We start from the raw sequence: 12,019 nt of genomic DNA, 5'->3' as shown, positions 1-12,019 counted from the left end.
TTATGAGTGAAAACACCGCTTTCAAACCATCATTACGCCTGATAGATGGAACCATGCTTGTTGCGGGCAGCATGATAGGGTCAGGGATTTTTATTGTGAGTGCTGATATCAGCAGGAATGTAGGAAGCGCCGGATGGATGATGGTGGTGTGGCTGATCACTGGTTTTATGACTCTTACAGCTGCCCTTAGTTACGGAGAGCTCAGTGCCATGTTCCCGAAGGCGGGCGGGCAGTACATTTATCTGAAAGAAGCCTTCAATCCTCTGATCAGTTTTATGTACGGCTGGAGTTTTTTTACCGTTATTCAGACCGCTACGATTGCTGCGGTGGGAGTCGCCTTTGCAAAGTTTACGGCATATATATTTCCCGTATTCAGTGAAAATGATGTAGCAATTGATCTCGGATTTTTAAGGATATCACCGGCTCAATTACTTTCAATTCTGGTAATTACCCTGCTTACTTATATCAATACCAGAGGTGTCAATAACGGGAAAATCATTCAGACTGTTTTTACTATGACCAAACTGCTGAGCCTGCTGGGACTTATAGTGTTCGGTTTTTTTGCTTTGAAACCGGAAGTATGGGAGGCCAACTGGACCAATATATGGGACATCCATAAGTTAAATCCGGATGGGAGTACGGAAAGTTATGTGAGCATTGCCGTTTTCGGCGCTATAGCCTCTTCCATGGTAGGGGCAATTTTCAGTAGTGATTCGTGGAACAACGTAACGTTTATTGCCGGCGAAATTAAAAAACCCAGGCGTAATATCGGGCTGAGCCTCGCGTTGGGAACAATTATCGTGACGATCATCTATATTGCTATGAATGTGGTCTATACGAGCGTTCTCTCTATGCATGAAATAGCCTCTGCTGAGCGTGACCGGGTTGCAGTAGCTGCTTCCCATGTGATATTTGGTCAGGCGGGAACCATCATTATTGCGGTGATGATCATGATCTCAACTTTTGGCTGTGATAATGGTATCATTATGTCGGGTGCCAGGGTATACTATTCTATGGCGAAAGACGGGCTTTTTATCAGAAAAGTGGGTACACTGAACAAAAAGGCGGTTCCGGGCATTGCATTGTGGCTGCAGTGTGTGGTAGCGTCACTTTGGTGCCTGAGCGGCAGATACGGCGATCTGCTCGACATGATCTCTTTTGTAGTAGTGGTATTTTATATGCTGACGATTATCGGCATCTTCATCCTTCGTAAAAAGCGGCCCGATGCGGAAAGGCCTTACAGGGCTTTCGGATATCCGGTATTGCCTGTCTTGTACATCGTAATGGGAATTGCATTCTGTACATTGCTGATTATCTATAAGCCCAATTATACCTGGCCGGGACTGATCATAACACTGTCCGGAATCCCGGTTTATTATATTATCCGCTGGTTTGAAGGGAGAAATCCGGAGCAGGCAATGCTCTTTGAAAACGAGGGTTAGGGGCTTATTTTATCTCTTAACCATTCTTCCTCTTCTGCCGTTAAAAATGGTACAAGTTCCTGATATACCTGTTCGTTATAGTCGTTCAGCCATTTGATATGACGGGGTTCCAGCAGTTCGTTCCTGACGAGACTGGTATCTATATAAGCTAGAGTTACAGTTTCGAACCTGATAAATTCGGAAAAGGGGGTGATTCTGTCTGGCACTGCGAGTACCAGGTTTTCGATTCTTACGCCGTGGAGCCCCGGTCTGTATATGCCGGGTTCTATTGAAGTGATCATGCCCGGCTGAATTGCTACCGGCACATTGGCCGGACCAATGTTTTGAGGTCCTTCGTGAACATTCAGATAGAAGCCGACTCCGTGACCGGTACCATGCCCATAGTTGATACCGTATTCCCAAAGCGGCTTCCTGATCACTGAGTCGATCTGATATCCGCAGGTGCCCTTAGGAAAACTGAGGCAGGTGCCTTCAATCAATGCCTTTAGAACCAGTGTATAGTCTGTTTTTGCTTGTTCCGAAACCGGCCCGAGCGGGATCATCCTGGTTATATCAGTCGTTCCGTAGTGGTACTGCCCTCCTGAATCTACAAGAAAAAGACCTTCAGCCCTCAGTTCTGTATCTGTTTCAGGCGATGGGGTATAATGAGGGAGGGCGGCATGAGCATTATAGCCTCCGATGGTAGTGAAGCTTACTCCGGCGAAACCTTCCTGTTCTGCTCTGAACGTTTTTAGTTTTTCGGACGCCGACAGTTCTGTGATCTGTATCCGGCCTATGTTATCTTCTATCCATTTACAGAAACGCGTCATCGCCACTCCGTCTTTCACCATATAGGATTTAATGGCTTTTATTTCGGTTTCATTTTTTCTGGCTTTAAGAAACGCAACCGGACTGATCCCTTCATTGATCCTGCTGTGCTGCTCTATGATTTTAAAGAGGAAATAGCTGATCCTTGCGGGATCAATAAAAACAGTGCAGCCCTTAACAGAGAGCAAGGCATTATTTACCGCGTTATAATTCAAAACTTCTACCCCGGCTGAATGAAGTGACAATTGAGATTTATCATCCAATTTAGAGGGATCAATAAAGAGAGTCGCTGAGCCGGCACCAATCAACGCAAAGCTTAATACGACAGGATTAAATGGCACATCGTGCCCCCGCAGGTTAAACACCCATGCTACTTCATCCAGCGCAGAAATAAACAGGTAGTCGCTTTTCAATCCTTTTAATTCCGTTCTTACACTTTCGAGTTTACTGTTTACGCTTTGACCTGCATCCTCATCCTTTATCATGAAAGCTTTCCCTGACGGCAGAGCAGGGCGGTTTAACCATACTGATGACAGCAGATCTGCATTTTTCAGCGTAATCCTTTTAGAGGAAAGGTCGTTTTTTAGTTTTTTGCCGAGGTTTACCGAAAGCAGAGCCTCATCAAAACCTACGACAGCCCCTTCCGGGAGCTTCTCAAAAAGCCAGTCGATATATTCAGGCGTATGTTGTACTTTAAGTTTTACCAGCTGGTATCCGCTTCCTTTCAATTGATCCTCAGCCTGCTCAAAGTAACGGAAGTCAGCCCAAAGACCTGCAAAATCCTCGGTTATCACCAGTGTGCCTTGTGATCCCGTAAAACCACAGACAAAAAGAAGGCATTTATAATGCTCAGGAAGGTATTCGCTTGTGTGGGGGTCGGAGGAGGGGATGATATAAGCATCGATACCCTGCTGCTTCATTGCAGTTCTTATTGCTGCCAGTTTCTCTTCGAACGTCATAATCATACTAATCTACGAAGGTGAAGGCAAAATGGAAAACAGTGGTTAATCTTCGGCTATAATCTGATAATATCGGAACAATGTTGCCATGCTATAAAGCATATTTTTATGATCTTTCGCAGAGAAATATTATGATCCGTCCTACTTTCTTTTTGCTGGCGCTCGGAGCGCTTTTAATATCGTCGTTATCAGCTTATACACAGCAACAGAAACCACTTGCTTCCTATTATCCGGATAGCAGGGAGGTGTCTGAATCCTACCAGCGGGCAGCCCGGCTTGACAGTTCACTGAAGAAAGCTGTATTTAAATCTTACGTGGTGCCCAACTGGCAATTGACTCACAATGCTTTCTGGTACCAGAATAAGCTTAAAAACGGTCACTATGAGTACATCTTCATTGATGCAGCAAAAGGTGAAAAAAGACCTGCCTTCGATCATCGTAAACTTGCCCGGGCACTGGCTGAAGCAAGCGGGATTGAACACGACGCTGCTAAGTTACAGCTCAATGAACTGGTTTTTAGTAAAGATGGCAAACATCTCAGGATAAAGGAAGCCGATAACTGGTTTGAATGTGATCTCTCTTCGTGGGCCTGCAAGAAAGTGGAGAACCAGGATTATTCCAGGTATGAACCTGCAAGACCTCTTCAGAGAAGGCGCTCAAGGTGGATGCACCCGAAGACAGATTCTGTTTCTCCGGATAAAAAATGGAGTGCTTTTGTTAAAGATGGAAATATATGGATAAAGCCGCTGGATGGAAAAGAGGTGCAATTTACGGAAGATGGAACAGGGGCCAGGCCTTATGGCGAGTTCTTCTGGAGTCCCGACAGTAAAACACTGGTGTTTTACCGGATTGACCCTAAAGAGGAAAAAGAAGTATATTATGTTTCTACCTCAGAACCAGGTACCACACGTGGGGTACTTAAATCTCAGAAATATGCACAGCCGGGAGATGAGTTTACCAGCTATGAAATGTATGCAGGCCGCATTGAAGACAAAAAAGTAATCAAGGTAAATGCGGAAAAGATCGATTTCTTTGGAGTGCCCGAACTCCATTGGCGGAAGGGTAACAGCCGGTATTTTACTTATGAAAAAGTAGACCGCGGACATCAGCGTTTCCGGGTAGTTGAGGTAGATGCTCAAACTGGCAATACGAGGAATATCATTGACGAGAAGACCCCGGCTTTCATTTACGAACAGCGGATCTATACCCGCTATCTTCCGGATACACATGAAATTGTCTGGATTACGGAAAAGGACGGATGGAGACATATCTACCTTGTGGATGAATTAACCGGCAAAGAGAAAAGGCAGGTGACAAAGGGAAACTGGGTTGTGAGGGATATTGATAGCGTGGACAGTAAGAAAAGGGAAATCTGGTTTAAAGCGAGTGGAATGAATGAAGGCGAAGATCCCTATTTTATTCACTATTATCGTATCGGTTTCGACGGAAAGAACCTGGTTAGCCTCACGCCTGACAAAGGGAACCATTCTGTCACCTTTTCTCCCGACAGGACTTATTACCTCGATACCTATTCGCAGGTTAATGTTCCTCCTGTGACGGAGCTCAGAAGAACTGCAGACGGGAGGAGAATAATGGAGATTGAAAGAACTGATATCTCTGCCCTGCAGGCAACCGGAGTGAAGTTGCCAGAGGTCTTTGTTGCAAAGGGCCGCGACGGGAAAACGGATATATGGGGAGTGATCTGCCGGCCGTCTAATATGGATCTCCAGAAAAGCTATCCGGTTATTGAAAATATTTATGCAGGACCGCAGGACTCATTTGTGCCTAAAAGTTTTCTGCCCGCGAGTGAAATGCAAAGTATGGCAGAACTCGGTTTTATAGTTGTTCAGATCGATGGAATGGGGACGGCCAACCGTTCGAAAGCCTTCCATGATATCTGCTGGCAGAACCTCGCGGATGCGGGTTTCCCCGACCGCATTCTCTGGATGCAGGCGATGGCTAAAAAGTACCCGCAGGCAGACATTAGCAGGGTCGGAGTATATGGAACGTCTGCCGGAGGACAGAACTCCCTGGGAGCTCTGTTGTTTCATCCTGAGTTTTACAAAGCCGCTGTCTCTGCCTGCGGCTGCCATGATAACCGGGTCGACAAGCAATGGTGGAATGAGCAATGGATGGGCTATCCTGTAGGGAAGCACTACGAAGCGCAATCAAATGTTACCAATGCCTCCAAACTTCAGGGGAACCTGCTCCTGATCGTTGGAGAGGCAGATACTAATGTTCCGCCAGAATCTACCTATCGTGTAGTGGACGCCCTTATCAAAGCTAATAAGGATTTCGATCTTCTCACCGTCCCCGGACTGGGACACAGTGACGGCGGCCCCTACGGAAGACGGAAGAAACGGGACTTTTTCGTCCGCCATCTCTTAAAAGCTTCCCCCCCTGAAAGAAACAGCCGGGAAGTAGTGGGGAAGTAGCAGAGATGAAAGTACTTTCTTGTAGTTTGAGAAAAGGGGGATGGTGTGAGGTTCCATTTAATTAGTAAATTTGTTGTTTAAATGTTTTAATAAATGAACTGCGGTAGCATTGTTTATAGCGATCATTCCGTTATACAAATGTTTAAGCGGGATATAGCTACAGAGGATGTGAGCACCGTGATTAATAAGGGTGAAATCATTAACGAGTACTTATATGACAGGCCATATCCCAGTTATCTGTTATTAGGCTTTGTGAATATGCGTCCTTTGCATGTAGTCCTTGCTAAAGACGACAAGAAGAACAAATGTATAATAGTGACTGTTTACCAGCCTGACAAGGATTTATGGGATTCTTCATTTAGAAAAAAAAGGAGCTGATTATGGAATGTGCATTATGCAAAAATGGAATTACAGAGCCTGGCTTTGTGACAGTGACGTTAGAAAAAAAGAATACAATCCTGTTAATTAAAAATGTGCCTGCCGAGGTTTGTGTCAACTGCGGACATTATTATCTTTCAGAAGAAACGACGCGCCTTGTCCTGCAGAAAGGAAAAGACGCGGTAGCGAAAGGTTCTGAATTGGAAGTCGTGAATTTGCAGGTTGCCTGAAATATATTAAACCGCTGTTCCCGGTCTTAAAACTTACAACTTATTACTTACAACTTAATAAGCTGCTTTCCGTATCTCCTCCACCTCTTCAACCGTCTTGGCCAGATGTTTGCCAAGAAGGCGGGAGCTGCCGGAGGTAATAACGTAATTATCTTCAATCCGGATGCCTCCAAAATCACGGTATTGTTCCAGTAAATTGTAGTTGATGAAGTCAGCATATTTGTTTTCTGCCTTCCATAGATCAATCAGGTCCGGAATGATATAAACTCCGGGTTCAACGGTCAGCACGTATCCGTCCTGAAGTTCCTTACCCAGTCTAAGCGATTTAAGTCCGAATATCTTTTTCTCTTTTTTAAGAGAGTCATTGTATCCTACATATTCCTCTCCAAGATCTTCCATATCATGAACATCCATGCCCATCATGTGGCCCAGGCCGCACTGGAAAAACATCGTATGAGCGCCTGCGGCGACGGCTTCGGTTGTGTCTCCCTTCATCAGGCCGAGATCCTTCAGCCCTGAAACAAGGGTCCGGCAGGCGTGAATATGAACGTCAAGAAAGCGCATGCCTGGTTTTAGCAAGGCAGCAGCTTCTTCCTTTGCTTTCAGCACAATATTATAAATGTCTTTTTGCCTTTGAGTAAACGACTTCCCTGCAGGGAATGTCCGTGTCAGGTCTCCGCAATAGGCCATTGAGGTCTCAGCACCAGAATCATTCAGGATCATATGTCCCTCCTCAAGCACGTTTCCATGAAAGTGGTTGTGCAAAATTTCTCCATGAACAGTGAGGATAATCGGATAGGAGATATTCCCGCCACCGTTCAAAGCAACCTGGTGAACTGCAGCGGCGACTGCGTTCTCCGTCAATCCCGGACGGGCTATCTGCATTGCGGTAAGATGCATGTCTGCTGAGATATTTACAGCTTTCTCAATCTCCGTGACTTCTTCATCAGTCTTAATGGAACGCTGTGAAACAACAGCTTTTATAAATTCAACCGATGCCAGCTCCCTGCTGCGGTCGGGAGGTGTGCCGAGCAGCTGCATGAGCTTTATTTTGTTTTCCCCCCGGTAGGGCGGCAGGAAATGAATGATGCGTTTCTTCTTTAGTGCGTTTTCGATCACATTAGTTAGGGTGGCTGAAGACAGCACTGCATCGATTCCTCCTTTTGCACATTTTTCCCTCAATGTTTCAAGTCGTCCCATCCAGACGATATCGTCAATGCTCATCTCGTCGCCAAATACTATTTCCGTGTTTTCTTCAAGATCGATAATAGCAGCAAGCCCCGGATCACTTATACCGAAGTAATATAAAAATGAGCTGTCCTGCCGGAAATGGTAAGCATTGTCCTGATAGTTCATCGGGCTTTCTTCATTTCCTAAAAAAAGCAGGATCCCTGATGAAATCTGGGCCCTTAATTGCTGGCGCCGCTGTATATATGTTTCTCTGCTAAACATGGTTTAATAAGTTCCTTGAATGGGTAAAATTACAAAATGCTGCCTTTAATACAGAGCAAATGACTCAGTGAAACGGGAAGAAGCTAAAATATTGTTCAAGGAAGCAAATATCCGGCAATTCATATCGCTATTTTAACTTGATTTTTATGTCATGCCTGAAATAACTAAGAGAAATGTCCGCTTGCCTCTGAGCATTCCCTTCATTATTGCAAATGAAGGGGCGGAGCGTTTCAGCTTTTACGGAATGCGTTCTATCCTGGCGACGTTTCTTGTCGCCCAGTTTTTCAACCCGTCCATGAATCCTTCAATGCAAGCCGTTGCCGAGGCAAAGGCGAATGAGGCCACGCATTTCTTCGTTTCGCTCGCGTACGCGCTTCCGTTCGTGGGAGGAATAGCAGCCGATTGGTTCTTTGGCAAATACAAGGTCATTCTTTACATCTCCGTTGTTTATTGCTTCGGGCACCTTTTTCTGGCACTCTTTGAAGATGATCTTACCTGGTTTCAATACGGGCTTGTCCTGATAGCAATCGGTGCTGGTGGAATTAAATCTTGTGTTTCGGCGAATCTTGGCGATCAGTTTGACGAGTCGAACAGCCACCTGATGTCGAAGATCTATGGCTGGTTTTATTTCAGCATCAATGCAGGTTCTGTCCTTTCCACGATCTTAATTCCTTTGATCTACGCAAACTACGGTGCAAAGTGGGCGTTTGGCGTTCCCGGCATCTTTATGGCGCTTGCAACAGTCGTCTTTTTCGCCGGGAGAAAAAGATACAAAAGAGTTCCCCCTTCGGGCATTAACAGGAACAACTTTGTCTTTATTTCTGTCTACGCCTTTTTCAACAGGAGCAAAAAGGTAAAGGGGCAGTTATGGCTCGACGTGGCCAAGCAGAAGTTTGTTCCCGGGAAGGTAGAGGATGTAAAGTCGGTGTACCGTATTCTCGCCCTTTTCTGCTTTATCCCGGTTTTCTGGTCAATGTGGGATCAAAACCTCTCTGAATGGGTGCTCCAGGCGACGAAACTCGACCGTCACGTCCTGGGCTTTGAACTATTGCCGGAACAGATTCAAACGGTAAATCCCTTCTTCTTACTTGTTTTTATCCCGATATTCAATTATTGCGTTTATCCGTTATTAGATAAGGCAGGCCTGAAGACCACGCCCCTGAGGAGGATTGGAGCCGGCCTGGTGCTCACGGCATTATCCTTTGTCATTATCGCGTTCTTACAGACAGCGATAGACGAGGGAAGACATCCTACGGTATGGTGGCAGATAGCTGCTTATATTATCCTTTCGGCTGCTGAAGTGCTCGTCTCTATAACGGGACTTGAATATGCATACACAAATGCTCCAAAATCAATGAAGAGCACCATGACGGCTCTATGGCTTCTTACCACGGCACTTGGTAATCTGTTCACCGCATTTGTAAACAGCAGCATCTCCAATGGAGGTTTTTTTTCCAGGCTGGAGGGGGCCACCTATTATTGGTTTTTTATAGGATTACTTTCCGTTACGATCGTGATTTATTTGCTGGTATCGCCGTTCCTCGATGAAAAAAAGCCGTCAACCGAACCTTCTGATGAAGACGAATTACTGGTCGCCAGTCAGGCGCACGGACAATAAAGGTTTTATTATATGAAAACTACTACAACCATTCTCTTACTTATTTTCTGTTCTCTCGCCGGTTACACGCAGTCGCCCTGGGACCGCATCGCACAGAAACCATCTACATTAGGTTTAGATGCCGGGTATACCGGGCTTCATACCGCTAATTTTAATCTCAGGCTTGTGAAGTCATCACAAACCGCTGCATCATTGAGTCCCGCTGCAGGAGGAGCTGACTTTACGCCCGGCGAAAGGCTGGAGAAAAGGGACAAAGACGGAATGTATCACCTGGGTGACCTTACGCTTCGCTGGAGACCCGAAGGGAAGCAAGAGTGGAGGAGTGGCTCATCGGCCGAAAAAAGGGCACCTGTGAAAAACCTGGCCGCCGGCGGTTCAGTGCTGGCTGCCGCTGATCTTTCGTCTGTATTCCCGGATGATATCCCGGTGTCCGTTAAAAGGTACTGGGAGGTGCGGGGAAAAGACCTGGTGCTGAGGTTTGAACTGAGCAACAAGGGCAACGGGGCTGTTGAAATTGGAGGACTGGGAATCCCGATGATCTTTAATAATATCCTCGAAGGAAAATCTTTGGACGATGCCCATGCCTCTAACTTTTTCTTTGATCCTTACTTAGGTATGGATGCCGGTTATCTGCAGGTGGCAAGCCTCAGCGGAAAAGGAAAAGTGTTACTGGTGCTTCCTTTGCCGGGAAGCGGATTTGAAGCTTATAGTCCCCTTCTTCAGGATCCCACTCCACGGGGCATTGCGTTTGAAGGATTCCATGAGTGGATGGTACACAGCAAGGCCTTTGCGGAAACAGACTGGAAGGGTGTGCAGCAGTGGAACCGGCCGACGTCGTCAATACTGAAGCCGGGGGAATCCAAAAGTTACGGTGTCCGTTTTGTTCTGGCTGACTCGGTCAGGGGCATTGAAAATAAGCTGAGAGCGGAGAGACGTCCGGTTGCAGTGGGAGTGCCGGGATATGTTGTACCGGAGGATGTGAATGCTAAACTATTTCTGAGTCATCAGAGCAACATAAAGGCAATTGCAGTTGAACCGGAGGGAGCAGTGGAGCTGAGAATGGAGAAGGCTGGTAATAAGCAATGGAAGCAGTTCTCTGTCACCGGTAAGATCCGGGGCAGGGCAAGAGTGACCATCACTTACGCCGATGGACTGAAGCAGAGCATCCATTATAAAATTATTAAGCCGGAGGAACAGCTGGTAGCAGGCTTTGGAAGATTTCTGATGCATGAACAGTGGTTGGAAAAGCCGGATGACCCTTTTAAAAGAAGCCCGTCTGTGATCAGTTATGACTACGAAAAGAAAATGCAGGTGACGGAAGACAGCCGTGCCTGGATTGCAGGTTTAAGTGACGAAGGGGGAGCAGGAGGTTGGCTCGGGGCTGTCATGAAGCAACTGGTACTTCCCGACAGGGAAGAAATCCAAAAGCTGGAGCGCTTTGCCGGCAGTACTCTCTGGGGCGGTATTCAGTTCAACGAAGGGGACAGGAAATATGGAGTAAGAAAAAGTATGTTCTATTATGAACCGGAGAAAATGCCCCCGGGGACGTACAGTGAAACGGTAAACTATAAAACATGGTCTGCCTGGAATCAAAAGGAAGCGGAATCAGTGGGGCGCTCTTATAACTACCCTCATGTTGCTGCTGCCTGGTGGGTGCTGTACCGGCTGGCAAGAAATTATAAAGGGCTTGTCAGCGCCAATACCTGGGAATGGTATCTGGAGAATGCCTTTCAGACCTCGCTCGCCATGGTGCGCCTTGCTCCCCACTATGCCCAGTTTGGACAAATGGAGGGAACCGTCTTTTTGCTGATCCTTCAGGATCTTAAACACGAGGGACAGACCATTAAAGCATCTGAACTGGAGGCGGTGATGAGGAAACGTGCCGATGTATGGGCCTCACTGAAATATCCATTTGGGAGTGAAATGCCCTGGGATTCTACCGGGCAGGAGGAGGTTTACATGTGGTCCGACTATTTCGGCCAGCACGCAAAAGCGGATGTTACCATGAATGCCATTCTGGCCTATATGCCCACTGTGCCCCACTGGGGGTATAACGGAAGTGCGCGACGGTATTGGGATTTCCTGTACGGCGGAAAGCTGCAGCGTGTGGAAAGGCAGCTTCATCATTACGGATCAGGGCTTAATGCAATTCCCGTTTTAAAGGAATTCCGGAGAAAGCCGGATGATCTTTATCTTTTACGGGTGGGACAGGGCGGTTTGCTTGGTTCTGTATCCAATATTACGGAAGATGGATTCGGGCCGGCTGCTTTTCATTCATATCCTTCCACTCTCGCTATCGATGGGCTCTCCGGCGATTACGGATCAAATTTCTTTGGCTATGCGGTGAACAGCGGCACCTATATCACGCACGATCCTGCTCTCGGCTGGTTAAGTTTCGGAGGCAACCTGACAAAGAATGGCAACCGGATCGATGTAACGATAACAACTGCCGGAAAATCGAGAGTGTTTATCGCCCCGCTTCAGCTTTGGCTGACACTTGATGCAGGCCGTTTCCATGCTGTATCGTTCGATCCGGAAACGGGAAAGCTCTGGCTTCAATTAGAAGCTGGAAATGAATTTACGCCGGATGCTTATTTGCGACTGGAAGCAGGGAAAAAAGGATTCAGCCCGGTTGGGTCTTTTGTGAAGGAACGAGAAGCTTATAAAGTGCCCTTGGGAAATAATGGGGCGAGAATGG

At 46.6% G+C, this 12,019-nt stretch carries 8 protein-coding genes; 6 read left to right on the top strand and 2 right to left on the bottom strand.

Features of this window, described 5'->3' with window-relative positions:
• The first annotated feature begins 2 nt into the window (after nucleotides 1-2).
• Nucleotides 3-1,442, top strand: a complete 1,440-nt coding sequence (locus DDR33_RS05665) for an APC family permease (protein ID WP_109414785.1) — start codon at nucleotides 3-5, stop codon at nucleotides 1,440-1,442.
• Here the strand turns inward: DDR33_RS05665 and DDR33_RS05660 are convergent.
• Complete coding sequence (locus DDR33_RS05660; protein ID WP_238387682.1) at nucleotides 1,439-3,214, bottom strand: aminopeptidase P family protein; 1,776 nt, start codon at nucleotides 3,212-3,214, stop codon at nucleotides 1,439-1,441. The genes DDR33_RS05665 and DDR33_RS05660 overlap by 4 nt on opposite strands.
• A 74-nt stretch (nucleotides 3,215-3,288) precedes the next feature.
• On the opposite strand from DDR33_RS05660, the gene DDR33_RS05655 reads away from it, so the two are divergent.
• The 3 genes from DDR33_RS05655 (at nucleotide 3,289) to DDR33_RS05645 (ending at nucleotide 6,251) form a co-directional block, all read left to right on the top strand.
• A complete protein-coding gene (locus DDR33_RS05655; protein WP_238387681.1) occupies nucleotides 3,289-5,643 on the top strand; it encodes a S9 family peptidase in 2,355 nt (784 codons plus the stop codon).
• 93 nt (nucleotides 5,644-5,736) lie between these two features.
• On the top strand, nucleotides 5,737-6,021 hold the full coding sequence (locus DDR33_RS05650) for a DUF4258 domain-containing protein (RefSeq protein WP_109414784.1): 285 nt from the start codon (nucleotides 5,737-5,739) through the stop codon (nucleotides 6,019-6,021).
• 2 nt (nucleotides 6,022-6,023) lie between these two features.
• Complete coding sequence (locus tag DDR33_RS05645) at nucleotides 6,024-6,251, top strand: type II toxin-antitoxin system MqsA family antitoxin (RefSeq protein ID WP_109414783.1); 228 nt, start codon at nucleotides 6,024-6,026, stop codon at nucleotides 6,249-6,251.
• 54 nt (nucleotides 6,252-6,305) lie between these two features.
• On the opposite strand, the gene DDR33_RS05640 is transcribed toward DDR33_RS05645, so the two are convergent.
• The gene (locus DDR33_RS05640; RefSeq protein WP_109414782.1) at nucleotides 6,306-7,703 is read right to left on the bottom strand and encodes an aminopeptidase P family protein; all 1,398 of its coding nucleotides are present in this window, start codon (nucleotides 7,701-7,703) and stop codon (nucleotides 6,306-6,308) included.
• 151 nt (nucleotides 7,704-7,854) lie between these two features.
• On the opposite strand from DDR33_RS05640, the gene DDR33_RS05635 reads away from it, so the two are divergent.
• Both DDR33_RS05635 and DDR33_RS05630 read left to right on the top strand, forming a co-directional pair.
• A complete protein-coding gene (locus DDR33_RS05635) occupies nucleotides 7,855-9,321 on the top strand; it encodes a POT family MFS transporter (RefSeq protein ID WP_109414781.1) in 1,467 nt (488 codons plus the stop codon).
• Nucleotides 9,322-9,333: 12 nt separating this feature from the next.
• Nucleotides 9,334-12,019, top strand: a 2,686-nt coding sequence (locus DDR33_RS05630; RefSeq protein ID WP_109414780.1) for a DUF5695 domain-containing protein, incomplete at its 3' end; no start/stop codon positions are given.

The organism is Pararcticibacter amylolyticus, assembly GCF_003130405.1.
GTDB classification, from domain to species: Bacteria; Bacteroidota; Bacteroidia; order Sphingobacteriales; family Sphingobacteriaceae; genus Arcticibacter; species Arcticibacter amylolyticus.
The sequence above is the reverse complement of the archived record's forward strand: the minus strand, read 5'-3'. Positions and strand labels throughout refer to the sequence as shown.